At 57.0% G+C, this 24515-nt stretch carries 27 protein-coding genes; 16 read left to right on the forward strand and 11 right to left on the reverse strand.

The genetic code is table 11. The annotated features are described in order from the left end of the window. Window position 1: 1 nt before the first annotated feature. From DCL27_RS09035 to DCL27_RS09050, 4 genes are all read right to left on the reverse strand, one after another. The gene (locus DCL27_RS09035; protein ID WP_005293429.1) at window positions 2-373 is read right to left on the reverse strand and encodes a YcfL family protein; all 372 of its coding nucleotides are present in this window, start codon (window positions 371-373) and stop codon (window positions 2-4) included. Between the two features lie 51 nt (window positions 374-424). Continuing rightward, window positions 425-775 carry a purine nucleoside phosphoramidase gene (gene hinT, locus DCL27_RS09040; protein WP_005285467.1) on the reverse strand — a complete coding sequence of 117 codons (351 nt, stop codon included), beginning with the start codon at window positions 773-775 and terminating at the stop codon, window positions 425-427. A gap of 390 nt (window positions 776-1165) precedes the next feature. Beyond that, the gene (locus tag DCL27_RS09045; protein ID WP_005285463.1) at window positions 1166-1705 is read right to left on the reverse strand and encodes a Spy/CpxP family protein refolding chaperone; all 540 of its coding nucleotides are present in this window, start codon (window positions 1703-1705) and stop codon (window positions 1166-1168) included. A 769-nt stretch (window positions 1706-2474) separates the two neighbouring features. Then, the gene (locus DCL27_RS09050; RefSeq protein WP_005285458.1) at window positions 2475-2978 is read right to left on the reverse strand and encodes a Spy/CpxP family protein refolding chaperone; all 504 of its coding nucleotides are present in this window, start codon (window positions 2976-2978) and stop codon (window positions 2475-2477) included. Window positions 2979-3400: 422 nt separating this feature from the next. Between DCL27_RS09050 and kduI the strand changes: the two genes are divergently transcribed. From kduI to DCL27_RS09075, 5 genes are all read left to right on the forward strand, one after another. Beyond that, the gene (gene kduI, locus DCL27_RS09055) at window positions 3401-4237 is read left to right on the forward strand and encodes a 5-dehydro-4-deoxy-D-glucuronate isomerase (protein ID WP_035600602.1); all 837 of its coding nucleotides are present in this window, start codon (window positions 3401-3403) and stop codon (window positions 4235-4237) included. A gap of 65 nt (window positions 4238-4302) precedes the next feature. After that, complete coding sequence (gene kduD, locus DCL27_RS09060) at window positions 4303-5064, forward strand: 2-dehydro-3-deoxy-D-gluconate 5-dehydrogenase KduD (protein ID WP_005285454.1); 762 nt, start codon at window positions 4303-4305, stop codon at window positions 5062-5064. A 329-nt stretch (window positions 5065-5393) separates the two neighbouring features. Next, window positions 5394-5645 carry a hypothetical protein gene (locus DCL27_RS09065; protein ID WP_005285451.1) on the forward strand — a complete coding sequence of 84 codons (252 nt, stop codon included), beginning with the start codon at window positions 5394-5396 and terminating at the stop codon, window positions 5643-5645. Window positions 5646-6256: 611 nt separating this feature from the next. Then, window positions 6257-7426 (forward strand): YadA C-terminal domain-containing protein, encoded by a 1170-nt coding sequence (locus tag DCL27_RS09070; RefSeq protein ID WP_005285449.1) that lies wholly within the window; start codon window positions 6257-6259, stop codon window positions 7424-7426. Between the two features lie 750 nt (window positions 7427-8176). Then, window positions 8177-8695, forward strand: a complete 519-nt coding sequence (locus DCL27_RS09075; RefSeq protein ID WP_035600605.1) for an NUDIX hydrolase — start codon at window positions 8177-8179, stop codon at window positions 8693-8695. A 40-nt stretch (window positions 8696-8735) separates the two neighbouring features. On the opposite strand, the gene DCL27_RS09080 is transcribed toward DCL27_RS09075, so the two are convergent. Next, window positions 8736-9428, reverse strand: a complete 693-nt coding sequence (locus DCL27_RS09080; protein ID WP_005293417.1) for an aspartate/glutamate racemase family protein — start codon at window positions 9426-9428, stop codon at window positions 8736-8738. 228 nt (window positions 9429-9656) lie between these two features. On the opposite strand from DCL27_RS09080, the gene DCL27_RS09085 reads away from it, so the two are divergent. Continuing rightward, window positions 9657-10007: a hypothetical protein gene (locus tag DCL27_RS09085; protein WP_035600608.1), complete on the forward strand. Its 351-nt coding sequence runs from the start codon at window positions 9657-9659 to the stop codon at window positions 10005-10007. A gap of 59 nt (window positions 10008-10066) precedes the next feature. Here DCL27_RS09085 and DCL27_RS09090 read toward each other — a convergent pair whose 3' ends face one another. Continuing rightward, the gene (locus DCL27_RS09090) at window positions 10067-10267 is read right to left on the reverse strand and encodes a DUF2767 family protein (RefSeq protein WP_005285439.1); all 201 of its coding nucleotides are present in this window, start codon (window positions 10265-10267) and stop codon (window positions 10067-10069) included. A gap of 260 nt (window positions 10268-10527) precedes the next feature. Between DCL27_RS09090 and DCL27_RS09095 the strand changes: the two genes are divergently transcribed. Both DCL27_RS09095 and DCL27_RS09100 read left to right on the forward strand, forming a co-directional pair. Continuing rightward, complete coding sequence (locus DCL27_RS09095; protein ID WP_005285437.1) at window positions 10528-10962, forward strand: universal stress protein; 435 nt, start codon at window positions 10528-10530, stop codon at window positions 10960-10962. A 209-nt stretch (window positions 10963-11171) separates the two neighbouring features. Further along, a complete protein-coding gene (locus DCL27_RS09100) occupies window positions 11172-11354 on the forward strand; it encodes a GhoT/OrtT family toxin (RefSeq protein ID WP_005293409.1) in 183 nt (60 codons plus the stop codon). Here DCL27_RS09100 and mrdA read toward each other — a convergent pair. Both mrdA and DCL27_RS09110 read right to left on the reverse strand, forming a co-directional pair. Beyond that, the gene (gene mrdA / locus DCL27_RS09105) at window positions 11295-13328 is read right to left on the reverse strand and encodes a penicillin-binding protein 2 (RefSeq protein ID WP_035600611.1); all 2034 of its coding nucleotides are present in this window, start codon (window positions 13326-13328) and stop codon (window positions 11295-11297) included. The two genes, DCL27_RS09100 and mrdA, sit on opposite strands and share 60 nt — an antisense overlap. A gap of 215 nt (window positions 13329-13543) precedes the next feature. Beyond that, window positions 13544-13909: a DUF805 domain-containing protein gene (locus DCL27_RS09110; RefSeq protein WP_035594473.1), complete on the reverse strand. Its 366-nt coding sequence runs from the start codon at window positions 13907-13909 to the stop codon at window positions 13544-13546. Window positions 13910-14249: 340 nt separating this feature from the next. Between DCL27_RS09110 and DCL27_RS09115 the strand changes: the two genes are divergently transcribed. The 5 genes from DCL27_RS09115 to DCL27_RS09135 are packed head-to-tail and all read left to right on the forward strand — an operon-like array spanning window position 14250 to window position 19014. After that, the gene (locus DCL27_RS09115; protein ID WP_047059987.1) at window positions 14250-15836 is read left to right on the forward strand and encodes an ABC transporter substrate-binding protein; all 1587 of its coding nucleotides are present in this window, start codon (window positions 14250-14252) and stop codon (window positions 15834-15836) included. After that, window positions 15836-16810 carry an ABC transporter permease gene (locus DCL27_RS09120; protein ID WP_005285421.1) on the forward strand — a complete coding sequence of 325 codons (975 nt, stop codon included), beginning with the start codon at window positions 15836-15838 and terminating at the stop codon, window positions 16808-16810. The genes DCL27_RS09115 and DCL27_RS09120 overlap by 1 nt, the downstream gene beginning before the upstream one ends. Next, window positions 16800-17612: an ABC transporter permease gene (locus DCL27_RS09125; RefSeq protein WP_035599969.1), complete on the forward strand. Its 813-nt coding sequence runs from the start codon at window positions 16800-16802 to the stop codon at window positions 17610-17612. The genes DCL27_RS09120 and DCL27_RS09125 overlap by 11 nt, the downstream gene beginning before the upstream one ends. After that, window positions 17606-18400: an ATP-binding cassette domain-containing protein gene (locus tag DCL27_RS09130; protein ID WP_005285417.1), complete on the forward strand. Its 795-nt coding sequence runs from the start codon at window positions 17606-17608 to the stop codon at window positions 18398-18400. Before DCL27_RS09125 ends, DCL27_RS09130 begins: the two co-directional genes overlap by 7 nt. Continuing rightward, entirely contained in the window at window positions 18394-19014 is a 621-nt protein-coding gene (locus DCL27_RS09135) for an ATP-binding cassette domain-containing protein (protein WP_035599971.1), read from the forward strand. Before DCL27_RS09130 ends, DCL27_RS09135 begins: the two co-directional genes overlap by 7 nt. A 111-nt stretch (window positions 19015-19125) precedes the next feature. Here DCL27_RS09135 and DCL27_RS09140 read toward each other — a convergent pair whose 3' ends face one another. Further along, on the reverse strand, window positions 19126-20409 hold the full coding sequence (locus DCL27_RS09140) for an SLC5/6 family protein (RefSeq protein ID WP_005285414.1): 1284 nt from the start codon (window positions 20407-20409) through the stop codon (window positions 19126-19128). 401 nt (window positions 20410-20810) lie between these two features. Further along, window positions 20811-21467 (reverse strand): transglycosylase SLT domain-containing protein, encoded by a 657-nt coding sequence (locus DCL27_RS09145; protein ID WP_005293401.1) that lies wholly within the window; start codon window positions 21465-21467, stop codon window positions 20811-20813. A gap of 164 nt (window positions 21468-21631) precedes the next feature. Here DCL27_RS09145 and ghoS point away from each other — a divergent pair, with 164 nt between their 5' ends. Both ghoS and DCL27_RS09155 read left to right on the forward strand, forming a co-directional pair. Further along, on the forward strand, window positions 21632-21961 hold the full coding sequence (gene ghoS, locus DCL27_RS09150) for a type V toxin-antitoxin system endoribonuclease antitoxin GhoS (RefSeq protein WP_005285410.1): 330 nt from the start codon (window positions 21632-21634) through the stop codon (window positions 21959-21961). A gap of 87 nt (window positions 21962-22048) precedes the next feature. Further along, window positions 22049-22921, forward strand: coding sequence for a fructosamine kinase family protein (locus DCL27_RS09155; RefSeq protein ID WP_005285408.1), 873 nt, complete (start codon window positions 22049-22051; stop codon window positions 22919-22921). A gap of 45 nt (window positions 22922-22966) precedes the next feature. On the opposite strand, the gene DCL27_RS09160 is transcribed toward DCL27_RS09155, so the two are convergent. Further along, a complete protein-coding gene (locus DCL27_RS09160; protein WP_005285406.1) occupies window positions 22967-23512 on the reverse strand; it encodes a YniB family protein in 546 nt (181 codons plus the stop codon). A gap of 185 nt (window positions 23513-23697) precedes the next feature. Here DCL27_RS09160 and hxpB point away from each other — a divergent pair, with 185 nt between their 5' ends. Further along, window positions 23698-24357: a hexitol phosphatase HxpB gene (hxpB, locus tag DCL27_RS09165; RefSeq protein ID WP_005285404.1), complete on the forward strand. Its 660-nt coding sequence runs from the start codon at window positions 23698-23700 to the stop codon at window positions 24355-24357. Window positions 24358-24515: the final 158 nt, after the last annotated feature.

A 24515-nucleotide genomic window follows, 5' to 3' on the forward strand; every position in this document is an offset into this window, starting at 1 on the left:
CTCAACGATAGAGGTACAACCGCACCTGGCGTGCTTGGGGATCTCGGCTGAATGAGGTCACAGTGACCCGCTCACCGGCACGCAGCGTCATCTGCCGAGGAGGCTGAGCGGAACTCAACTCTAGCCCTCGGCTATCATACCAATAGAAGCGATAGTGCAGCGCCAACGCAGCGCCCCCCTCACCATCACCATAACTGACTTGCGCCTCGGCTTGGCGCCCCACCCCATACGCCACCACCGTGGGTGCACTGGCGGTAACGCCCGCCGTCAGTAACGCCGGTTCCATCACCAGACGCTGCTCGGCGTTGATCGGAATACGCGCAGACGAGCGACATCCCGCCAGCACCAGCGGCGACAGTAATATGAGCGCCATCCATTTTGCCTTTCCTGTCATACCGCCCCCTGCCAGCGCGCGTATCGCGGATTAATGTGCCAGCAATGGCCCCAACGGACGGCCGCCAAGCAGGTGCATGTGAATGTGGAACACCTCTTGCCCGGCATGGCGATTACAGTTGATCACCAGACGATAGCCATCGTCGGCGATCCCTTCCTGCTGTGCAATTTTAGCCGCGACGCTGATCATACGCCCCAGTGCGGCCTCATCCTCCGGCTGCACATCGTTCACGGTCGGGATCAGCTTATTGGGCACGATCAGCACGTGGCTCGGCGCCTGTGGAGAGATGTCACGGAAGGCCGTCACCAGATCGTCCTGATACACCACATCGGCGGGAATTTCCCCGCGAATAATCTTGCTAAAAATGGTCTCTTCAGCCATGGCGGATGTCCTTGATTGAGATAGTGATAAAGGTAGTTTTGCACCCCGAAGCGAGTCGCTTAATTCCCCTAGGCGCCGCTGGCGTGGATAATTAAGCGACTCAGCATGCAGTATGAGTAGAGCGCGCTCGGCTTTCAAGCCTGAGAGGAGCGGAACGACGTAACTGGCGGATTTTCCGACGATAGGTATTGGCTTGGCTTGGCTTGGCTTGGCTTGGCTTGGCAAGCGACAGCGTACGCCGCAGAGAGACAATCAGTGAAGTGTGACGCGCCCAGGCAGTCGGGGCAAGGGGAAACAGAAACGCAGACGCGGCGCATCACACACCGCGTCCACTTCAGACGCCCACCCACAGCGAGGCAAAACGCCTGGGCGAAGAAAAAGCCTAACGGATTACTGCTGTGACTGCCCCATCTTACCTTGACGCTCCATCATCACCTGAACCCGCTTCTCAAAGTTCTGGTTTACCTGTTGCTTCTGTGCCGGCGTCAACAGGCTATAAATCTGATGCTCCATCTTCATTCGCTCGACGGCGACATCGTTACGCGCCTTATTGTTGGCCTCGATGTGGGCACGCGCCGCCGCCTCGTCAAACTTCTCGCTGGTGATCAGTTGCTGCATCTGCTTGAAGTTATCCATCATCTGCGGCATCGGATGTGCCTTATGGAACTGCTGACGAATGTCGCGGATCTGCTGACGCTGTTCCGGCGTCAACTGGATACCGGCCAGCATCCCCATGCCGCCAGCATGACGATTGCCTTTCTTCTGCATAACCCCATTCTGATGATTCATATCCTGGTGATGCATCATCCCCATCCCGTTGCCATTACCAGCGCCGTTTGCTACAGGCGCGGCGGCCGTATCTGCGGCATTCGCTGCGCCGACGCCCAGAGCCAAAGTAGAAGCAAAAATCATAGCGGTCAGTTTACGCATTAGGAGTTCCTCGATATCAATTTATCTGTTGTGGTTTAGGCTGGCGTTCCGTATGGCACAATGGCGTCTCGCCAACATTAATCTTGCGCCCTCGACTTGATGCGCATGTGAGCGCCAGCGACATTCACGAACCCGCGTGGGCGATGACTTCATCGTGTGTCTGGTAATAAATGTAGCCGAAAAGAATTCAATTAATTACATGCTGTGTAAATAACTGAAAGCAGAAATATGCCTAATGACTTGATTATGGATAAATTATGGAGAGAGGATGGCGAATAGATTAATTATGTATAAATTATGGAGAATATATGCAGAAAATATACCCGAAAGAATTAAATAGGAAAAGTATTAATTAATCCAGCAGCAAACGGCCTGTTCGCCCCAGCCCTCCCCGCACAACCGATCTCCTTGATAGTCGACAAAAATATAATAATGAGAATTATTATATACTGAGCTCGGATGCGCGCCATTAAGCCCCTCGGCCGTGCCACCCTGGACGGCGTCAACGCACCATGACTTTGGGTACCCCCGTGATGAGCAATATGCCGAGTGCTAGGCCGCGCTTAAAGCTTATCCCAGTAGGCGTGTAGCTGCAGCCAGTTTGGACAGGGACAGCGCGCAACCAGCGGAGCGTACACGCCGTACGTGAGGGTTATTCACCTCGCACACCCTGCGGGCCACCCTGAAGGGTGTGCAAAACTTGGTTAAGTTTTTCGTGCGCACTGCCCAGGCCAACCTGGCAAATAAAATAGCCTAATGGGATAGGCGCTTAGTCTTGCATCCAACGCTGCATCTGTTGCCAGCCTTGCTCGGCATTCGCGTTAAACGCTTTCTTCTGCTCCGGCGTCAACACATTATACATTTGATGCTCCATCTTTAACCGTTGCAGAATCTGTTTATTGTGGCGCACATTGGCCGCATCCAATTGACTGCGTACGGCATTGTCATCAAACTTATCGCCAGTAATAATCTGTTGTTGCTGTTTAAAATCCTCACCCCATGCTGCGCGATCATTCTCGCCCGCATATTGACGGACAATATCACGCATCTGTTGGCGTTGCGCATCACTGAGATTAAGCCCGCTAAACATCCCCCAATGACGCGGCCCGTGCCCATCACGCCACATCATATTATGGTGATGGTAGCCATACCCCATCATCATGCCACCATCCTGCCAGCAGGGTGGCGTATCGTCATCTGACTGTTGTGCCCAAGCCGATCCCGCGCCCAAGGCCAACGATGCGGCCAGCGCAATAACGGTTAGCTTATTCATTGTGACTCCTTAACTCTCACCCATCGACTGGCGCCTTCGCCACCGGACGAGCACCACCGCGTGGTGCTGCTCTCCGTACGACTCGCGTCTCATAAATTTAGCTTATAACTCAATACATCATACAAGGTAAACATATGTAAATTAATGCAAATCAATTGTGTTCAATGACTCTTACTCTTTGCTAAATGTTTCAATTATCGCCACTATCTGCCGCTTCTTACTGGCGACGCCTGTGACGCCTCGCCAATAAAATGTGATCGCTCACAAGAAATGCAATGATGATTCTAAAAAATCAAAACGGCATTTCATTTTTAATTGAAGCGGCCGAGGGATTGCGTTAGGATCCTGCCATCTGATGACGCCACCGGCTCACGTCTAGCCGTGTGACGCCAGGCATGACTGAGCATAACGAGGTAACAAGCATGGAAGTCCGTCAAAGCATCCACAGCGATCACGCCAAACAGTTAGATACCGCCGGCCTACGCCGGGAGTTCCTCATCGAGACGATCTTCGAAGCCGATCGTTACACCATGGTGTACAGCCATATCGATCGCATTATCGTCGGCGGGATCATGCCGCTGACGCAGTCGGTCACCATCGGTGACGAGGTAGGAAAACAGCTCGGCGTCGACTACTTCTTAGCGCGTCGGGAGCTGGGGGTGATCAACATCGGCGGTCCCGGGCGTATCCTGGTCGATGAGCAGACGTATGAAGTTGGCACGCGCGAAGCCTTGTATGTTGGCAAAGGTGCCCGTACGTTGACATTCAGTAGCCTCGATAGCGCCCATCCGGCTAAGTTCTACTACAACTGTGCCCCGGCACACACCCACTATCCGACGCGTAAAATTACCCAAGCCGAGGTTGCCACGCAGACACTCGGTGATGCCAAGACCAGTAATCGCCGCACCATCAATAAATATATGGTCCCGGAAGTCTTACCGACCTGTCAGCTCTCAATGGGCTTGACAGAGCTGGCCGAGGGCAATCTGTGGAATACCATGCCATGCCATACCCATGAGCGCCGCATGGAGGTCTACTTCTATTTCAACATGGCGCCGGATAGCTGCGTCTTCCACATGATGGGGCAGCCACAGGAAACCCGTCACATCATCATGCATAACGAGCAAGCGGTGATTTCGCCGAGCTGGTCGATCCATTCCGGCGTCGGCACCCAGGCCTATACCTTCATTTGGGGCATGGTCGGCGAGAATCAGGTCTTTGACGACATGGACCACCTCGCCATCGCCGATCTGCGCTAACCCGGTACATTTATTCACCCGCACGTCAGCCGTACGGGCTGGCTATACGATAAAGGACAAGACTCATGATTCTGGATGCATTCTCTCTGCAGGGTAAAGTGGCCATGGTAACCGGATGTGATACCGGGCTGGGGCAAGGTATGGCACTGGGCTTGGCGCAGGCTGGCTGTGACATCGTAGGCGTCAATGTGGTTGAACCGACCGAAACTGCCGAAAAGGTGCGCGCCTTAGGACGGACTTTCGTCAGCTTAACCGCCGATCTGCGTGACCAGGCCGTCATCCCGGATTTGGTCGCCCAGGCCGTCGCTAGCTGTGGCCATATCGACATTTTGGTCAACAATGCCGGCATTATCCGCCGCCAAGATGCAATCGACTTCAGCGAACGGGATTGGGATGATGTGATGAACCTGAACATCAAGAGCGTCTTCTTCCTCTCTCAGGCCGTCGCTCGCCAGTTTATTGCTCAGGGCCAGGGCGGTAAGATCATCAACATCGCCTCCATGCTCTCCTTCCAGGGCGGTATCCGCGTCCCCTCCTACACCGCCTCGAAGAGTGCCGTCATGGGGGTAACGCGTCTCCTGGCCAACGAGTGGGCTAAACACGGGATTAATGTGAACGCCATCGCCCCCGGCTACATGGCGACCAACAATACCCAACAGCTGCGCAGCGATGAGTCTCGCAACAAAGAGATCCTAGAGCGTATCCCGGCCAACCGTTGGGGCCTGCCGCAAGATCTGATGGGGCCGGTCGTATTCCTGTCATCGCCCGCCTCCGATTACATCAACGGCTATACCTTGGCGGTTGATGGCGGTTGGTTAGCCCGCTAATTTCTCAGCGGAGCCCGCCCTCAGCGGGTTCCGCTCTCCCCGCATACCATTCGCACTTACACCAATTAACGCCATAAAAACCATAGCGACCACTAGGCTGATAACGCCACGCAGCATATTGCGCCACATCTCCGCTAATTAGCGAAATCATAAGCATTTCTTATCAAGTGTATCCCTTTATCGCCGACATCAACTACCCACACAAAGATTGATATTGGTCATTATTTATTCAGTGAAGTTTTGCTTCTATGAAAACTCACTTATGTGAGGGTTATCACAATAAATTGCCACTCGGCGCTTGTTTAATTTTTTGCTGTAGGAGAAACGCTATGTCGGTTATTCATACCCGCCTCAATCTATTCGGCGGCGATACACTCATCGTTCGTTGTGCGCATACCTTCTCGGTACACCTCGCCAGCGATGACAACCTCCATCTGCAGCGTCTCGCGCCGGCGGCACCAACTCAGCGCCAGACGACAGGTGAGATCTATCTCAGTATTCCCTTTAGCGGGCTATGGAGTTTAGTCATTGATGCACAGGGCGACAGTGTCGAGCACTCCATTCACTATCTGCCTGCATAGCGGCAACGTTACGCTTCCCCACGACGCTAAAAGAGAGCGAGTTACCTACCGCCAGCCATACCATGGCGCGCAGGATACTCGCCCTCTGTCCATATCTCTCATCACGCTAAAAACAGCCGCACGTCCTCATAGGCGACGGATAAAATATGCTATGCGCTGCCAATAAAATAAATTTACAAATAATTCCAGATGTTACCAATTATTATTGATGAGATAAAAGAGACAAATGAATAAATAACACATCTGGCACTTTTTTATCGTTCTTCGGCGTGCTCTCAGGTTAATTATTTTTAGATAATCTTAAAAAAATACACGCATTAGAATTTTATGCTAAAAATAGCACTTATAGAAATATCTTAATCGATGTTAAGTGAATTTAATCGCAGATAATGCGAGAAATTTCCGATATGGCCACCTGCGACGGGTGTGACGTATATTGCCTAGCAACTCAGGCATCCCCACTGCTTTATCCTTAGCGTAAATTACGCTCGTCAGCGCTTGCCTAAATACATTCAAGAAACTCACCACCTCATAACGTGGTGCGATAAGCCTCTTGCCATTGCGCAATGGGCCGATCTCTTTCACCCTGAATAAATAATTGGCTGCCGATAATGAAAAACCGTCACGTTATTTTATTACTGTCCCTACTTCCCCTCACCTCACCACTCAGCTATGCCGCCAGCGATACCGGCAGTACCTCAGCCAGCTCAGGAAATTACCAGGTGGGTGGTGGCCAAGCCGATGGCCAAAACTCCATTGTCATCGGCAAAGGCTCTCATGCCAGCGCACAATCGCATACCGCAATCGCCATCGGTATCGCGAACACCATCGACGGCAGTGTGAGCGCGACGAGCATTGGCTCCTATAACACAATCCAAAGTGATTCCGATGGTGCCAACGCCATCGGTTGGAAGAGCCAGATCAGTAGCCATAACACCGGCAGCAACGCTATCGGCATCGACAGTCAGATCAAGGACAATTCAGGCGGCAGCAATGCACTCGGCGATACGGCCAGCGTCGGTAGCCATTCAGCGGGTGCCAATGCCATCGGTACTTTTAGCCAGGTCGGCAACAACGCCAGTGCCGCTATCGCGTTAGGTAGCGATGCCAGCGTGGCGGATAACGCGTACCACAGCAGCGCCATCGGCAATCATGCCAGTGTTGCTGCCGATGCCGTCAGCAGCATCGCCCTCGGCGATCACGCCTCTACCAGTGTCAGCCATGCCGTCAGCATCGGCGATCACAGTACAAATCAGCGTAGCCAAAGCGTCTCCTTCGGTAATGCACAGCAGAACCGACAACTCACGCATGTTGCCGCCGGGAGTGAGCAGACCGATGCGGTCAACGTCAGTCAATTGCAAAAGGTGCAGCAGGCCGAAAAGAGCGACCATAGCGCCATCGTGCAACATAATTCACACCTGATGCAGCATGATCAGCAGATCGCTGACAACCGCCAGGATATCCATCGCGAGCAGCAGGCGGTCACTCACTGGCAAAACAGCGTCAGCCATCGCCTCGGCGGCATGCAGAATCAAATCGACAATAATCGGCACGAAATTCGACAGATCGCCGCCAAAAACGCCGCCTTAGCCGGACTATTTCAGCCCTATCACGTCGGTAAGTTTAACGCCAGCGCGGCCTTAGGCGGATACAAAGACCAACAGGCGCTAGCCGTTGGGGTCGGTTACCGCTTCAACGAACAGTTTGCGGCCAAAGCCGGAGCGGCCTTTAATGACAACAGCGTCGAATATAATGTTGGCGTGAACTACGAGTTTAACTAAACGCGCGTCTCTCACCCGCCGTACGAACAATCGCACTACCGCTCATGCAAGAGAAGCGAACGCGAGGAGTACGGCCAACAGCATGACATCGCCGACGCATCGCCCCCGATAAGCCATCTCGGGGGCATCATGGCGGCGCAACGACAACTCAGCGAACCAAGCCACGCATGCGTACGGATATCGCGTTTTTATCATAGAGATAGTTAAACGGATCTTGACCGCTATAACCGCCGACAACGGGTTTTACCCTATCCAATATTGGGGATCGCGGACGACTATAATAGGTTCATTAACCCGCCCATCTTTTAGCGCAGAGGCGCCATTACGAGGCAGTGCTGTGTGTTGTGTCAATCCCTCTAAGAGTGAGGCGAATATGACGTGCCCCCTGGTTTTTATCGGATTCGAGTGATACCGGCTCAGCCGGTCATGACTTTTGACTAAATATTGCAGCAGCGCCAACTTTATATTATGAGGAACAGTGGCAGCATATCCCAACGGTGTCACAACACCTCAGGCAACAAGTAAAGCGACAACACCTCCTCAATAAATTTATCAAAACGACTCTATTCCTAAATAAATAGCGCGCTATTCCGCCGATCGCTAAGCGGTAAACGAATAAGTGCTGGGAGTAAACACTCATCAAGTCACGGGAAGGCGGATGACACCGTCTGTTAACACTCAGCGCTAGGTTTGTCGGGCTTATTGAGGAATAATCATGACCACAGAAATGAATCATGGTTACTCTGATCAATGCCAATCCACACCCCGACAGCACCCGCCTACACCCTGCGCCATGCCGTACGCGTCATCCTCGTCGATAACCAAGGCGCAATCCTCTTACTCAGTACACGTGATGCGAGTAATCCCGACTTTATTCCCTCATGGGAGTTGCCTGGCGGCGGCGTCCAAGGTGAAGAGAATCTAACGCAAACGGCGTGCCGAGAGATCTGGGAAGAGACCGGGATCCATCTCGATCCCGCCACATTAAGCAGGCCGCTATGGCGACGCGAGGTCCTTTACCGCTATCGCGGTGAGTATCGACGCCAATTCGAACAGATCTGCCTGGCAACGATCACCCAGTCTGCACCGCCGATCGCGCCCGCAGGCCGGGAGCTCTTTGAGGTCGAGGATCACCTCGCCTACCGCTGGTGGCGCGTGGCTGAACTCGAGACGACGCACGCCACGCTATATCCTAAATCACTCGGTAAACATATCGCCGCGCTGTTAAGCGGCCAATCTGTCGACGAGGCGATTGAAATCTGGCCGTAGTGATATGCGTCCCGCTGGCGCCCGGCAGCGGAGTCATCGCTTAGCTGAGCGCTGCCTCGACAGCGGCGGCGGCATGCAGCGCCGTCGTATCAAAGAGTGGCACGGCACTATCCTCCGGCTGCACCAACAACATGATCTCCGTACAACCGAGGATCACCGCCTCGGCGCCGGCCTGGACCAGACGCGCGATCACCTGGCGATAGGCCGCTCGTGACGACGGGGTGATCTGCCCAGCGACCAATTCATCATAAATAATATGATGGACCGTGGCACGATCGTCCGCCTCGGGCACGATCACCTCCAATCCATGTCGCTCGCGTAACCGCCCCTTATAAAAATCCTGCTCCATGGTAAACGCGGTACCTAGCAGCCCCACCTTACGCAAGCCTGCCGCCTTGATCGCCGCGGCCGTCGGGTCGGCAATATGGATCAATGGGATGGATAGTGCGCTCTCCAGTGCGGGGGCCATACGATGCATCGTATTGGTACAGATCAATAACACGTCGGCACCGGCACCTTGAAGACGTTGAGCCGCATCGACCATCCGCTCGCTCAGCGTCGACCAATCCCCTTGATGCTGTAACGCCTCGATCTCGGCAAAATTAAAGGACCACAATACCACGCTCGCCGAGGCGGTCGGGCCGAGATGCTCGCGTACGCCTTGATTGATAATACGGTAATACTCTGCCGAGCTTTCCCAACTCATCCCGCCAAGCAATCCTATCGTTTTCATTCAGCGTTCCCTACTCGATTGATGGTGATAATTATTATTGATGATGGCTGTTGCCATCTCGCTGTCCCATGCCGTACTCAACCTCTCTACGTTACCGTTTTTTTGCCTGAGCTCAATAGCACGTCACACGCCCTCAGTACGCTCTCCCGGCAGACAGAGCATAACACCGCTCTTTACGGCGCCGACGAGGACGAGGTGAGGTGGTAACATCGTGGGTAACACTGCATCATGGAGAATAACGTGGAGAAGCTGGCCGATTATCTATGCCGAGCGCTGGCCACCGAGTCTGAGTCTGTCACGGCCCCCTGCCAACTACAGCGCCGCACCACCCAGATCGACGGATCCGCCGAGGTGCGATTGACCCTAAGCCAATGGCGTTTTACTAATGGCGTACTACTGCAACAAGAGCAGGAGGCGGAGTTGCTGCCCATCGATGAGGCCGATCATTGCCCCGCCTGCCTGATCCGCTGGCGGGTGCTGGACGACGCCGGTCTCATCATCCAACCGCGCGAGAAGACCTCCCACAACCTCTGTCAACAGGCCTTCTGGCTGAAGATGGCGCGCCAAGACGGAGTATGACGTTCGCGACGCGGCCACGGCGGCGGACGACGTCAGCCAGCGCAGGATGCAGAGGGAGGTTAGAGATCACCGAGGATATCGATCGCCATTTCGGCGATCTGTTGCTGGCGCGTATCCGCCTGCTCTTTCGCCGTCGCCTGATGGGCCTGCAGGTGCGCTAAGATATTGCTGCTATTCACCTCTAAACCATGTTGATGTAGGCGGATCACCGCCAGGCCGATCAACTCACAAGCCTGGTTGAACAAGAGTGTATCTTTCATTTTACAGCCTCATAATACGATAAGAATACCGCGACTTCCGTTACGTTTGCTACCACGCTTATCTCGCCACCTCACTGGGTGAGGACACCTTATACGCTACCACAGCCACGCCTCACTCGACAGCCGCACAGCCACATCGGCTCCGCGGGTATAGCAAGCCATGACTTTATTTTTCCCGATACCGCTAGCAATAAGGAAAACAGACTACACTTAAAGAACGGAGTCATTACTTTACTTTTGTCTAAAAAACAGGAGATTGTATGTACAAGACCATTCTGGTTCCCATCGACCTCAGTGAAGATAACATGTCCAGACTGGTGATCCCGCACGTAGAGCATTTCGCCAAGCAAGAGGACGCCCATATCCACTTCCTCGCCGTGCTGCCGCCACTCAGCAGCTTCTATGGCATGGGATCGTTACCGGTCGGCCACTATCCTTCGGAGAAAGATCGCCTACGTCATGCCGAGGAGGGATTGCGGCAGGTAGCAGCCAGCTTCAACCTGCCGGAAGATCGCGTGCACTGTAGCGTCGCTATCGGTGCGCCTCGCGATCGCATTCTGGAACAGGCGCAGTCAATCGCCGCCGATCTGATCATCGTCGCCTCACATCGCCCCGATATTACCACCTATCTGCTGGGTTCGACGGCAGCCTCGGTGGTACGACACGCCACCAGCGCTGTCCTGGTGATCCGTTAATCCCTCGGGCCTGGCACTCCTTGCTGTCAGGCCTGCTTGCCGCCTGCCCTCAGCGTAACCCATCCCCCTGGTCTACGCCTTCCCCTTGGCGTCGCGGGGAAAATTTGCCATCATAGCCCGACACACAGCTAATGTTCGCTTAGCGGCGCCTGAGTGCGCCGCATTGCGCCGATCGATTGGCGGCGCCATTTATTATTATTAGGTTACACATGCATCCCGAAATATGGGCGTTGATTAAAACGGCCTACTGTATCGGCGTACTCTTTTGTGCGCTGGTGACGTTTTTCGCCTCGCGCGACCCCTCGATCAAGATACGTCTACTCTCAGCCCTCTTAGTCGGCCTGACCTGGCCGATGAGCTTTCCGCTGGTCCTGATCACCTGGCTGTTCTAACTGGCGACCCGCTTGAGACGCCGGGGTAAGCGTAGCCGACGCGTTGGCACGCACGGGAGAAAACGCACTCTTGTCCCTCGGCCCGACGGTAGACGCCGGGGCATTGGTCGTTGCTGTCGTCGTCGTCGAACGAAAGATATAGTCGAGAATGGCACGCGTCACGGGAGCCGCCACCACACCATCGCCGCCGCCATTCTCCAGGATCACCGCCATGGCAATGCGTGGATGGGGATAAGGCGCAAAGACGGTATAGAAGATATGGTCGCGCAAGCGAACCGGGATCATCTTCGCGTTATAGACCTGATTCTGCTTCAGGCCGAAGACTTGCGAAGTCCCCGACTTACCGGCGATCTGGTAGGGGGCCGTGTGGAAATATTTGTAGCCGGTACCATTCGGGTCATTCGCCATACCATACATGCCCCGTTTGACGATATCCCACACCGGCGACGTTGGCGTGGCGATCTGGCGGAAGTGACTCTGGCGATACGGCACGATCTGCTGACCATGCTTCACGGCATACAGCAGATGCGGCGTCACCACCTTGCCGTTATTAATCAAGATCCCGAGCGCCTTCACCATCTGGATCGGCGTAGCCGTCCAGTACCCCTGACCAATGCCGACCGAGACCGTATCGCCCTGGTACCACGGTTTATGGTGAACCCGCAGCTTCCAATCGCGATCGGGCAACACGCCGCGCGCCTCCTCATCTAGATCGATACCCGAAAGCTGACCATAGCCAAACTGGCTCATCCATTGATGGATGCGGTCGATGCCCATTTCGTAGGCGACTTGGTAGAAAAAGGTATCCGCCGACTCCTCGATGGCCTTCACCACATTCAGGATGCCGTGGCCGCTTTTCAGCCAATCACGGTAGCGCCGATGTGTCCCGGGCAACGTCCAGGTCGGCGCGCCAAAGAAGGTGGTCTGCGGGGTGATCACGCCCGCCAGCAAGGCCGCGCTGGCCATGTAGGGCTTGACCGTCGAGGCTGGGGGATAGATACCCTGGGTGACACGGTTAATCAGCGGCAGCGCCGGATTATGCAATAAGGCATTATACGCCTTATAAGAGATGCCATTGACAAAGGGGTTCGGATCATAGCTCGGGCTGGAAACCATGGCCAGGATACCGCCATCGCGCGGATCCATCACCACCACCGCCGCACGCTGCCCCTTCAACTGTTGCTCGATAAAGTGTTGTAATGGTAAATCGAGCGTGAGATAGACGCTGGATCCGGCGTGTGGTGGTTGCTCCTTCAGATAACGGACGATGCGCCCATGACTGTCGACCTCCACCTCCTGGCTACCGGTCTTGCCATGCAGCAATGACTCGTAGTAACGCTCGATACCCTGTTTACCGATGTCATGATCGGCGGAGTAGTTCTCTAGCTGCCCCTCGGCATCGAGTCGTTGCAGATCGTGATCGTTGATCTTCGAGACGTAGCCGACCACGTGAGCCAACTCGGCGCCATAGGGGTAATAACGTTGCTGGTAGGTCGAGAGTTGTACGCCGGGAAAGGCGAACTCGTTGACCGCAAAACGCGATACCTCCCGCTCGCTTAGCCCCTCCTTCAAGGGCACCTCGGCGAAACGCCGGGCATGCTTCATCGCCTGATGAAAGTCGTCGATCTCCTGTGGCGTCAGATCCACCAGCGGCGTCAGCGCCTTGAGCGTTTGCGCCAGATGTGGTGTTTTACCCGGGATCAGGGAGATCTGATACAGGGTTTGATTCTCGACCAACGGTGTACCGTAGCGATCGTAGATCAAGCCCCGCACCGGCGCGACCGGCAGCGTCTTGATATCATTCTCATCGGAACGGGTCTGATATTCGGCATGATCCTGCACCTGAAGGTGATATAGGTTGGCGATCAGCAAGGCAAAACAGAGGATCACCACGACCAACGCTATCAGCGTGCGGCGCAGAAACAGCGCCGACTCGGCACCATGATCACGGATGGCGTCTTTTAACAGATTCATGCAAAGGTGACACGAGCGGCATACACAGGCGACTGCGATACGGCGTAACGGATTGAACTCGGAGTCTAAGGGTACGCAGAAAGTCCAGCACGGCCAACCCGGCGCTTGCTAATCTTCTGGCGGCATTGTTTCAAGATATAACATCTGGCGCAAAGTGTGACGGGCGATGAACAAAGGTTACCGTGAGCGGCGCACGCGACGCCGCTCACGACAGATTACGCGATCCCTTTCGGGTTCGGGCCATACGCGTTACTCCCGCTCTGGCTGTCGGAGAACGTGAAGACCAGCAACACCAACCAACCGATCAACGGGATGAGACCGATCAACACCCACCAACCGGTACGACCGATATCATGCAGGCGGCGCACCAGGACGGCGATGGAGGGAATCAAGACCGCCAGACTATAGACAATGGTCAATACGCCCTCACCATTCTCAAACGTCCAGCCCAAGGCGTTTTGCACCATCGCCAAGACCACCGAGATAATGCAGTTGATCAGCACGAACCACCAATACTCTTTGCGGCGCGCCCGGCCGGAAAATACAAAATAGTTTTTCAGAACCTTCAGATACCAATCCATCATCGTTTCCTTCTTGGCCTGCGAACATACGGCAACATCGTCTTCTCCTTTCTAGTATGGGATTGACTGCACTATTAATCCAGCCAGCGCAAAACGCTTTTTCGCCGCCGTCGTACATTCATTAGCCAAAAAATTCTCCGCCACCCGGCTTGACGTCTGTTTTCTATACACGCGTATGCAGAAGGCTGATAAACTGCATACTTTACCTGTTCTAAATCATGTTTAGCCGGCAGCGGGTTTGTTATAACAAGCGCCGTTGCGTGCGCTCCCTAACGCAGGCATTGCCATGTGGCGACAATGACGTCGCCCAGATGATAAAAAATAACCCTGGGATAGAATAATGATGACAATCGGTCGATTTACCCTCCTTTCCACTGCCCTCACCCTGGCGCTGGCCGCACCGGTGTTCGCCGAACAGCCGGCCACCAACCATACCCTGAAGATGGCCATCGGCGCCGAACCGACTGAGGGTTTCGACCCGATGCTCGGTTGGAGCCACGGCAGCTATTTCCTCCTGCACGCACCGCTATTGCGTCAGAATGCCGACATGAGCTGGGGCGATCTGCTCACGGAACAAGTGACCACCAGCGCGGACGGTAAGACCTGGGTATTAACCTTGAAGCCCGATCTGAAATTCTCTGATGGCTCCGCGCTGACGGCCGAAGACGTCGTCTTTACCTATAATCAGGCGGCGAAAAGCGGTGGCAAGATCGACATGGGTAACTTTCAGCAGGCCCGTGCGTTGGATGATCGCCGCATCGAAATCACCCTGAGCGCGCCGCAGAGCACCTTCGTTAACGTACTCGGCTCCCTGGGGATCGTCCCCAGCGACCATTACAACGCGAAGACCTTCGCCAAACAACCGATCGGGGCGGGCCCGTATCGTCTGGTCAGCTTCCAGCCTGGCCAACAGTTGATCGTCGAGGCTAACCCCTACTACGCCGGCAAGAAAAACGACTTTAACCGTCTGGTGTTCGTCTTCCTCGACGAAGATAACGCCTACGCCGCGGCGCAGAGCGGTCAGCTGGATCTGGTCCGCATCGCTCCCTCCATGGCCGTGGCCCCACAGCAGAAGAATCTGAAGCTCTGGGTACGCGATAGCGTGGAGAACCGTGGCATCGTCTTCCCGATGGTACCGGCCGGGAAAAAAGATGCCGAGGGTAATCCCATCGGCAATGATGTCACCGCCGACGTCGCCATCCGCCGCGCCATCAACTACGCCATTAATCGCCAGCAACTGGCCGATCAACTGATGGAAGGACACGCCATCCCTGCCTATAGTGCGGTACAGGGCTTACCGTGGCAGAACCCAGACATCGCCTTTAAAGACGGCGATCTGGCCAAGGCTAAGGCCATCCTGGATCAGGCCGGTTGGAAAGTCGGGAAAGATGGCATCCGTGAAAAAGCGGGCCAGCAGGCACGCCTGACCCTGTGGTATGCCAGCGGGGATAGCACCCGACGCGATATCGCCGAGGCGGTGCGCGCGATGTTACAACCGCTGGGTATCGCCATTACCCTGAAATCCGGCAGCTGGGAGACCGTCGAACGCCACATGCACGCCAATCCGACCCTGTTCGGCTGGGGCAGCCTGGATCCGATGGAGTTATATCACCACTATAGTGGCAAGGCGGCTGGCGTAGAGTATTACAACCCCGGCTACTACAGTAATCCGGTGGTAGAGCGCCATCTGCAACAGGCGGTGGATGCCCCCGATTGGCGTCAGGCGTTGCCTTTCTGGCAGCAGGTCGAGTGGGACGGGAAACAGGGTGCCGGGGTGCAGGGTGATGCCGCTTGGGCATGGCTGCTCAACATCCAGCACACCTACCTGGCCAATCCGTGCGTCAATCTCGGCAAAGGCGCACCGGAGATCCACGGTAGCTGGTCACTGCTGAATAACCTGGATGACTGGACCTGGACCTGCCGTTAATGATGCGTCTGCTTGCCCCGTTGTTACGGCTGGCTTTACTGTTGGTGCTGGTGGCAGCCGGCACCTTCGTCTTGCTCAGCTTCTCACCGGTCGACCCTATCCGCGCCTACATCGGCAACGATCTGCTACACGTGCCGCCCGAGCAGTACGCCAAGATCGCCGCGCGCTGGGGGTTAGACCAACCCCTATGGCAACGGTTCGGCCACTGGTTCCTGCGCCTGTTACAGGGGGATCTCGGCTACTCGATGCTGTTTAACGCGCCCGTCGCCAGCGTCATCGGCGAACGCTTCGCCACCTCCTTCGCCCTACTCGCCGGTGCCTGGTTACTCTCCGGCCTGGCCGGTCTCGGCCTGGGCTGCCTGGCGGGACGCTACCTGAATCGCTGGCCGGATCGTCTGATCTGCCGCCTGAGTTACCTGCTCTCCTCGCTGCCCACCTTCTGGATCGCGCTGCTACTGCTGGCTCTGTTCGCCGTCCAGTGGCCGTTGCTGCCGGTCTGTTGCGCCTGGGAGCCGGGCGGCGATGCCGCCAGCGCCAGTTGGGCGGAGCGGCTGCGCCACCTCGTCTTACCGGTATGCGCCCTCAGCTTGTTGGGGATGGGACAGATCACCCTGCATACGCGGGAGAAGATCGCCAGCGTGATGGCCAGCGACTTCGTACGCTTCGCGCGTGCCCAGGGCGATCATGGCTGGTCGCTGTTGCGCAGCCAAGTCTTGCGCCATGCCCTCACCCCGGCATTGTGCCTGCAATTCGCCTCCCTCGGTGAACTGCTCGGCGGCGCACTGCTGGCGGAAAAGGTCTTCGCCTATCCCGGTTTGGGACAGGCGACCATCGACGCCGGATTACGCGGCGACGTTCCCCTCTTGATGGGGATCGTCCTATTCAGTACGCTGCTGGTCTTCAGCGGAAATACCCTGTCGGCCTGGCTAATCCGCCGCATGAACCGCGCACTGGAGCGACCCGATGCTGTATAACCCTGCCCCAACCCTGGCGCGCCTGTTTCTCTCGTCGTCACTCTTACTGTTGATCGCGTGGTACGCCTACAACTCGCTGGATCAGAGCTTGGCGATCGATCTACTGGCGCGTCATCAGCCCCCCAGCGCCAGCCACTGGTTCGGTACCGACAACATGGGGCGCGATCTCTGGCTACGCAGCTTCCAAGGCGCGCTGACCAGCCTACAAATCGGTACCGGTGCGGCGCTATGCAGCGGGGTGATCGCCTTGCTGATGGCGGCACTCTCCCAGTGGCATCCCCGTCTGGACACGCTGATGCGCTTGCTGACGGATACCCTCCTCTCCCTACCGCATCTGTTGTTGCTGATCCTGATCTGCTTCACGCTGGGGGGAGGCAAGAGCGGGGTGATCATGGCGGTCGCGCTGACTCACTGGCCGCGCCTGGCGCTGCTCCTGCGCGCCGAGGCGCAACGGGTGGCGCATAGCGACTATCTGACCCTGGCGCGACGTATCGGCAACGGCCCCCTCTACTGCTGGCGCCATCACTATCTGCCAGCCCTGCTGCCGCAGTGGCTGACCGGTACCCTGCTGATGTTCCCGCACGCCGTGTTACACAGCGCCGCGCTCAGTTTTCTCGGTTTCGGCCTGGCGCCGCACGAACCGTCGCTCGGCCTGTTGTTGGCCGATGCCCTGCGTTTCATCAGCCACGGTAACTGGTGGCTGGTACTGTTCCCCGGCCTGATGCTGCTGACGTTGGTGTTACTGTTCGATCAGTTCGCACATGCACTACAGCGGCTGTGGCTAAGGAGTGAGACATGTTAAGTTTTCAAGCGATCACCCTGGAGGCGGCCCACTACCGCTGGTACGGCGCGCGGCGCTGGTCGCCGCTACTGCGTGGCATCTCGCTGGATGTCGCCCCCGGCGAATTGGTGGCACTAGTCGGTGGCAGCGGCGAAGGGAAGAGCCTGCTGTTACAGTGCGCCCTCGATCTGCTGCCCAATAACCTGCGCAGCCACGGCACCCTGAGCCTGGATGGCAAGCCGCTCTCCGCCGAGTGTCGCCGCCGCCTACGCGGCCATACCCTGTGCTACGTGCCGCAAGGCGTCTCGGCGCTCAACCCGCTGCTCAACATCGAGCGCCACCTGCAACGCACCCGTCATCTGGCCGGACAACATTGGGACGTCGAACAGGCCAGCGCCGTGCTACGCCAGAGTCAGCTCGATCCGGCGGTAATGCAGCGTTACCCACGCCAACTCTCCGGCGGCATGGCGAAGCGGGTACTGGCCTGCCATGCCTCCCTCAGCCACGCCCGTTATATATTGGCCGACGAGATCACCGCCTGGCTGGATGAGTCGCTGGCCTGCCAGCTGTTGCAACAGTTGCGACGACTCTGCGATCAGGGCTGCGGTATCCTGTGGGTCACGCATGATCTGATGCTGGCCGCCCGCTATGCCGATCGCATCGTCGCCCTGCATCAGGGCGAGGTTTGCGACAGCGTCAGCCGGGCGCAATTACAACGCGGGGAGATCAGCGCACGCCTGATGCGACAATGGCAGGCGCTACCCGAGCGCGTCACGCTGTTCCCGACGGCGGAGACGATGCCATGCTGAGTTGTCACGATTTGGCCATTCGGCAAGGTGGGAAATGGCTATGGCAAGGGCTCAATCTCACCCTCCAACCCGGCGAGCGCCTGGGCATCAGCGCGCCGAGCGGCTTCGGCAAGACGACACTCGGGCGGGTACTCGCCGGTTGGCAGAAAGCCGCGGCGGGCCAGGTGCGGCTCGACGGCGCTCCGCTCCCCTCCCGCGGCTATTGCCCGGTGCAACTGGTCCCCCAGCACCCCGAGCTGACCTTTAACCCCTGGCGTACCACCGGTGCCGCCCTGCATGATGCCTGGCGACCCGATGCGCAGATCTTGGCGCGGCTGCATATTCAGCCGCAGTGGCTCCTGCGCAAGCCGGGCCAACTCTCCGGCGGCGAACTGGCGCGTATCGCCCTGCTACGGGCGTTAGATCCGCGCACGCGCTATCTGATCGCCGACGAGATCACCGCCCAGTTAGATCCCGCGATCCAACGTGATATCTGGCATTACCTGCTACAGGAGAGTCAACGCCGGCCGCTCGGGATGATCATCTTCAGCCACCAGCAGGCGCTGTTGCAGCAGATCGCACCACACATCCTCACCCCGGCGGACGCGACCGTAGCGCCGCCATGCTCGCGGTGACGGCCAGCGCCTCGGATTCCGCCGAACCGCCCTTCCCATCCGCCCCTCGCGCTTGAAAAAACGCCCCCACACGCATAGCGTATGGGGGCGTTTAAGCGAGACGTCAGGCGATTACAGCAGACTGTACACCAGCGCGGACAGGGCGATCAGCCCCATCAACAGGATGAAGGGATTACTCGCCGAACGGTACTTGCGCATCGCCGGAATACGGTGGATGGCATACATCGGCAGGATAAACAGGATCACCGCGATCAACGGCCCGCTAATGGTCTCGATGATATGCAACGCGCTCGGGTTCAAGAAGGTCACCAACCAGGTGACCAGGAACAAGACCAGCGCCGCGAGACGGTTAGTCACACGCGCGGAGACCGGACGCCCGACTCCCCGGAACAGGCCATCGATCAAACTGGTCGCCCCCTCCGTCACGCCCAGCGACGTGCCCAGATAAGATTTGGACATCGCCAGGATGGCGATCACCGGTCCCAGATAGGCGATCAGTGGGTTGGAGAAACGGTTCGCCAGGCTGGAGAGCACCGTAATATTCTGCTGGCGGGCCGCCAACATATCCGCATGGGACAGGCTCATCACACAGCTGAACACGAAGAACAGAATGCTGACACAGATCATGATGTAGCTGTAACGCATGATGCGCGCGCAACGGCGCTCCGCCTGCTCACCATACAGCTGACGCTGACTGGAGGCGAAGGAGGAGATGATCGGCGCATGGCTAAAGGAGAACACCATCACCGGTACCGCCAGCCACAGCGAACGCCATAGCGTGGGGTCGGCCAGATCGGTCTGCCCGAGACCGGCAAAGAAACGCCCCGGCTGCCAGTAAGGGATCAGATACAGCGAGATCCCCAACAGGAAAATGATCAGGGGAAACACCAACACCCCCATGGCAGCCACGATGGCCTCCCGTCCGGTACTCAGGATCAGCGCCAACAACGCCACGACGCCGAAGCTGAGCCACAGGCGCGGCGGCGGTGTCACATGAAACTGGTGGATCAGGAAGCTTTCCAAGGCGTTCGCGATGGAGATGCTATAGACCAACACGATGGGAAAGAAGGCCAACAGATACAACACCATGATCCCCTTGCCTGCCAGGGTACCAAAGTGCTCTTCCGCCACATCGGTGATATCACCGTCGCGTCGGCTGCCGGAGAGGACCAGGCGGCACAGCGCCCGGTGCGGTAAGTAGGTCAAGGGGTAGGCCAGCAGCGCCATCAGGATCAATACCAGCGGTCCGTTCAGACCGGCATTGATCGGCAGGAACAGTGTCCCCGCGCCAACGGCGGTGGCATACAGTCCGAACATCCAGACGGTATCGGTTTTATTCCAGCGGGACAGCCGCGGAGTGGCGTTCTGCCCGGCATCAGTAGCAAGTACGGTCATTAATTCTTCATACCTTGGTTATACGGACGATAGGCTCATGCAGACATCCAGTTCTGCCCGAAACACTGCCCCCCGCCCACGCGCGACCATCCGGTGGATGCGGTGTCATCCTAGCGGCACTGACGTGGCAAATGCGGAGGTCATACAGCGGTGAGCAAAGGGTGGCAGAATAACTACGGTGGCAATGATATAAAATTTTGCGCTAAAAGTCACAAAAAGCCTTTTTTATAGCATAAAAAACCGACAATCGTCGCTATAAACGAGGTTCCTCTGGGGATCGCCAGGACAGTCTCAGAGGGTGGCGTGAGCAGCGCATCGCCTGCGAGCAGCGAGGGAGGAGAGATGACTGTGGTTAGCCTACAACCAAACCGGGGCTAACCACAGTCAGGACCAAGCCTGAATCAACGCGCCATCGCCAGATAGGCGTTGTTGACCTTCCAGAGGTAACGCGGCGCCTGGGCGGCCGGATGCTTCTTACGAATATACTGGCAGAACTGCTCCGGCGTCATGCGGTTGATCTTGGCGATCGCCACATCCCGGTCACGGGCGAAGGTACGCAACATGGCGCCCGCCCCGTTGGCATACGCGACAATCATCGCATAACGCATGGTTTCGGGATTGGTGATCCCGGCCAATTGCTGGTTCTTCAGGATATTCAAATAGGCGGTACCCAGATCGATATTCACCGCCGGATCTTTCAGTTCACGGGTGGTCGGCTGTCCATAGCGCCCTTTCTTACGGTAAGCGTCGCGACCGGCGGTCGAGGCCTTCAACTGCATCAGGCCGATGGCATTGGAGCGACTCACCGCGCGGGGATTCCCGCCCGACTCTACCTGGATAATCGCCTTGATCAAGGTTTCATCCACGTTATAGGTATTGGCCGCGCTGCGAATATAGCTGGCAAACTCGCTGTCGTCTGCCAGATCCATATCGGCCGAATCCCGTAAAAATCCACCGCTATGCTGATTAAGCGTTACCTTGGCTGGTGTTGACGTGTGCTGCTTGGCGCATCCCGCCAGCAGCAATACCGCCAACAGACAACCGAGTCGAATCTTCACCGTTACGGCACCTCTTATACAGGGTTAATAATTAGGTTGGTGAATGGTGCCAGAAAAAAAAGGGGCATGGCTAGCTGATTTTTACGCTTTGTTGCGCCTTTCACCTTTTTACACACATTTTTAGTCTATTCTTGTGAAGATTCGCCGATCTGCTGAGGTATACCATGAGCCAATCCAATTTTGCCTGCTATATCGTCAGATTAATGGGTTTGCCCGACGACGAGGCGGCCCGCGCCGGCTTACGGCAGGCATTGCAGCAGGCCGGTTTCGCCACGACCGTCGCCGATGCCGATGGCATCCCCCATCGCCTGGCGGCCGATACTTACGCCTTGACCAGCGTGCAGGCGCAGTCCGATGTCGAACGCCTGGCCCAGGCCCTGGGGCAACAGGCGCTGGGGCAATGCCTCACCGTCGAGGCATTACCGCGTGATGAGTATTTCACCGCTCGGCGCTTAGCGCGCGCCGAGGCACGCAACGCTCCCCAACACGACTAAGTACGCGACACAGCATCCGGTTTCCAAGGCCGTGCCGACAGGCGGCGCGGTCGTTTCGTCTCTCCGCCAACGTCGAGGGGGTAAACCATGTGGCAAGCCGTAAGCCGTCTATTAAGCAGCCATTTCAACGAGACCTTCACCCTGCAAGAGCGTCTTGAGCTCCCCGGCGGGACGGTACACCGTGCCTGGCGGATCAGCGATGGGCAGCGCAACGTCTTCATCAAATGCGACACCCCCGACTTCTTACACAGCTTCCAGGCAGAGGCCGATCAGTTGGCGCTGCTGGCGCGGAGCGCGACGGTGCGTACCCCCCAGGTATATGGCGTCGGCAGCACCCGAGACGCCAGCTTCTTACTGTTGGAATACTTGCCGGTGCGTCCGTTGGATGCGCATCATGCTTACCTGCTCGGCCAACAGCTGGCACGGCTACACCGTTGGGGTGAACAGCCACAGTTTGGTTTCGACACCGACAACTTGCTGGCCACCTCCCCGCAACCCAATACCTGGCAACGGCGCTGGTCGACCTTCTTCGCCGAACAGCGCATCGGCTGGCAGCTACAGTTGGCGGCGGAAAAGGGCATCACCTTTGGTGACATCGACCAGATCGTCGAGCGCGTACGAAGCGGCCTGCAAGAGCATCAGCCACAACCGGCGTTGCTGCACGGCGACCTGTGGCCAGACAACATGGGGCTCAGCCCGGCGGGCCCGGTGATCTTCGATCCCGCCTGTTATTGGGGCGATCGCGAATGCGATCTGGCGCTGTTACCCCTCTATCCGCAACTCCCCGCACAGATCTACGACGGTTATCAGAGCGTCTGGCCACTCCCGAAAGACTTTATTGCGCGCCAGCCGCTCTACCAGCTCTATCACCGCCTCAACCACTGCAATCTGTTCGCCGGTCCTCACCTGGCGCTGGCGGGCAAAGCCATCGATACGCTTATGCACAGCGACGCGAGCTAATCCGCGCATCCCCCGCGACGGTCAGGCGCTCATGCCTGGCCGCGCTTATATCATCCCCAGCAGACGGAGCACCAGGTAGCCCAGCGCCAACAGGATCAGCGGCAACAGATAGAGTGGGAAGATTTGCAGCAGGATGGTGTGATGAGGGATGACGACACGCTGCTCCAGCTGCGCGCGCGTCTGCCCGGTCTCACCTTTGGCTTGCTCGAGGATCAGATAATCCTCCAGTCCCTCACGAATGTGGCGTACCTGGCGCGTCATACGCGCCCCGGAGGTGCAGAGTGCCATGCCGACAAAGATGAACCAATAGATCACGAAAAACAGCACATTAGCGGCGGTGATCCCCTCACCCCACACCGGAAGCGGCGAATGTTGCCAAAACAGATCCAGAAACGGTGTATTGAAACGCACCATGTCGATCATCACATGAACGAAATCCAGCATCACCGCGTTGATACCCTGCTGCTTTTCACTGTGTTGGTAGAGGAAACCCAACAACGAAATCAACGTCGACAATAGCGCAGGAATGAACACTATCCAGCCCAAGATACGCTTGGCGATCGCCATCCAACCGGCCTGTTGATAGGTCATACTCACCCCTCAGTTACTTAATCCTTAAATTGATGCCGCGCAGTCTACGTGGCTATGCGCGGCGACGCAATCGGCAGGAGGCGCCCGCCACACGCTGCGGGGGGACTTGCACATCATCTGCTTAAACAAAAGCATAGTGAATGATACAGTAAGCGCACTGACTTTCTGCCCACGCAAGGAGCATCATGAGTACTGGACGCATCACCACCGCCCTCTTCGATATGGATGGGTTATTGATAGACTCAGAACCATTATGGCAAAGCAGCGAGCTGGAGATCTTCGCTGAGTTGGGGCTCAACATACACGATGATGTGCCAGAGACGCTGGGCCTGCGCATCGATCAAGTGGTTCGCCTGTGGTATCAACGCCAACCCTGGCGCGGCCTGAGCCAACAGGCGGTGTGTCAACGCATCCTGGATCGGGTACTGGAGCAGGTGCGAGAGACACGCCCGCTATTGCCCGGCGTGGAGGCGGCGCTACGCCTATGCCGCCAGCAGGATCTGCGCATCGGTTTAGCCTCGGCCTCGCCGTTACCCATGCTGCAGGAAGTGCTGAAAATGTTCGCCCTGGAAGAGTACTTCGATCACGTGGCCTCCGCCGAGCATCTGCCCCATAGCAAGCCACATCCGGAAGTCTATCTGGGGGCCGCCGAGGCGCTCGGCAGCGATCCCCTGTCCTGCGTCACGCTGGAGGACTCCTTCAACGGCATGATCGCCACCAAAGCGGCGCGTATGCGTTCGATCGTGGTGCCCGCCGCCAGCGCCTTCGACGACCCGCGCTGGGCCTTGGCCGAGGTCAAGCTGGCATCGCTAGAGCAGTTGCGCGCGCGCGATCTCCAGCCCTGACGCCCCCTCAGCGGGGAGCCACGCACCCGGGGTCGCACAAAAAGGCCCCTTTTCTGTATATTTATACAGCAAACAGCCATCAGTGACGCTGTCACCTATTGCAGAATCGTCTGACTACGATACTCTGGATAAATTCACAGTATTTAGATTAGGCACTC

Source organism: Edwardsiella tarda ATCC 15947 = NBRC 105688, from assembly GCF_003113495.2.
In the GTDB taxonomy this organism is placed as follows: domain Bacteria; phylum Pseudomonadota; class Gammaproteobacteria; order Enterobacterales; family Enterobacteriaceae; genus Edwardsiella; species Edwardsiella tarda.

Bases quoted from the DNA above. Each gene is read 5' to 3' on its own strand.
- DCL27_RS09035 (WP_005293429.1), bottom strand. From the start codon at position 373: ATGGCGCTCATATTACTGTCGCCGCTGGTGCTGGCGGGATGTCGCTCG.
- hinT (WP_005285467.1), bottom strand. From the start codon at position 775: ATGGCTGAAGAGACCATTTTTAGCAAGATTATTCGCGGGGAAATTCCC.
- DCL27_RS09045 (WP_005285463.1), bottom strand. From the start codon at position 1,705: ATGCGTAAACTGACCGCTATGATTTTTGCTTCTACTTTGGCTCTGGGC.
- DCL27_RS09050 (WP_005285458.1), bottom strand. From the start codon at position 2,978: ATGAATAAGCTAACCGTTATTGCGCTGGCCGCATCGTTGGCCTTGGGC.
- kduI (WP_035600602.1), top strand. From the start codon at position 3,401: ATGGAAGTCCGTCAAAGCATCCACAGCGATCACGCCAAACAGTTAGAT.
- kduD (WP_005285454.1), top strand. From the start codon at position 4,303: ATGATTCTGGATGCATTCTCTCTGCAGGGTAAAGTGGCCATGGTAACC.
- DCL27_RS09065 (WP_005285451.1), top strand. From the start codon at position 5,394: ATGTCGGTTATTCATACCCGCCTCAATCTATTCGGCGGCGATACACTC.
- DCL27_RS09070 (WP_005285449.1), top strand. From the start codon at position 6,257: ATGAAAAACCGTCACGTTATTTTATTACTGTCCCTACTTCCCCTCACC.
- DCL27_RS09075 (WP_035600605.1), top strand. From the start codon at position 8,177: ATGCCAATCCACACCCCGACAGCACCCGCCTACACCCTGCGCCATGCC.
- DCL27_RS09080 (WP_005293417.1), bottom strand. From the start codon at position 9,428: ATGAAAACGATAGGATTGCTTGGCGGGATGAGTTGGGAAAGCTCGGCA.
- DCL27_RS09085 (WP_035600608.1), top strand. From the start codon at position 9,657: ATGGAGAATAACGTGGAGAAGCTGGCCGATTATCTATGCCGAGCGCTG.
- DCL27_RS09090 (WP_005285439.1), bottom strand. From the start codon at position 10,267: ATGAAAGATACACTCTTGTTCAACCAGGCTTGTGAGTTGATCGGCCTG.
- DCL27_RS09095 (WP_005285437.1), top strand. From the start codon at position 10,528: ATGTACAAGACCATTCTGGTTCCCATCGACCTCAGTGAAGATAACATG.
- DCL27_RS09100 (WP_005293409.1), top strand. From the start codon at position 11,172: ATGCATCCCGAAATATGGGCGTTGATTAAAACGGCCTACTGTATCGGC.
- mrdA (WP_035600611.1), bottom strand. From the start codon at position 13,328: ATGAATCTGTTAAAAGACGCCATCCGTGATCATGGTGCCGAGTCGGCG.
- DCL27_RS09110 (WP_035594473.1), bottom strand. From the start codon at position 13,909: ATGGATTGGTATCTGAAGGTTCTGAAAAACTATTTTGTATTTTCCGGC.
- DCL27_RS09115 (WP_047059987.1), top strand. From the start codon at position 14,250: ATGATGACAATCGGTCGATTTACCCTCCTTTCCACTGCCCTCACCCTG.
- DCL27_RS09120 (WP_005285421.1), top strand. From the start codon at position 15,836: ATGATGCGTCTGCTTGCCCCGTTGTTACGGCTGGCTTTACTGTTGGTG.
- DCL27_RS09125 (WP_035599969.1), top strand. From the start codon at position 16,800: ATGCTGTATAACCCTGCCCCAACCCTGGCGCGCCTGTTTCTCTCGTCG.
- DCL27_RS09130 (WP_005285417.1), top strand. From the start codon at position 17,606: ATGTTAAGTTTTCAAGCGATCACCCTGGAGGCGGCCCACTACCGCTGG.
- DCL27_RS09135 (WP_035599971.1), top strand. From the start codon at position 18,394: ATGCTGAGTTGTCACGATTTGGCCATTCGGCAAGGTGGGAAATGGCTA.
- DCL27_RS09140 (WP_005285414.1), bottom strand. From the start codon at position 20,409: ATGACCGTACTTGCTACTGATGCCGGGCAGAACGCCACTCCGCGGCTG.
- ghoS (WP_005285410.1), top strand. From the start codon at position 21,632: ATGAGCCAATCCAATTTTGCCTGCTATATCGTCAGATTAATGGGTTTG.
- DCL27_RS09155 (WP_005285408.1), top strand. From the start codon at position 22,049: ATGTGGCAAGCCGTAAGCCGTCTATTAAGCAGCCATTTCAACGAGACC.
- DCL27_RS09160 (WP_005285406.1), bottom strand. From the start codon at position 23,512: ATGACCTATCAACAGGCCGGTTGGATGGCGATCGCCAAGCGTATCTTG.
- hxpB (WP_005285404.1), top strand. From the start codon at position 23,698: ATGAGTACTGGACGCATCACCACCGCCCTCTTCGATATGGATGGGTTA.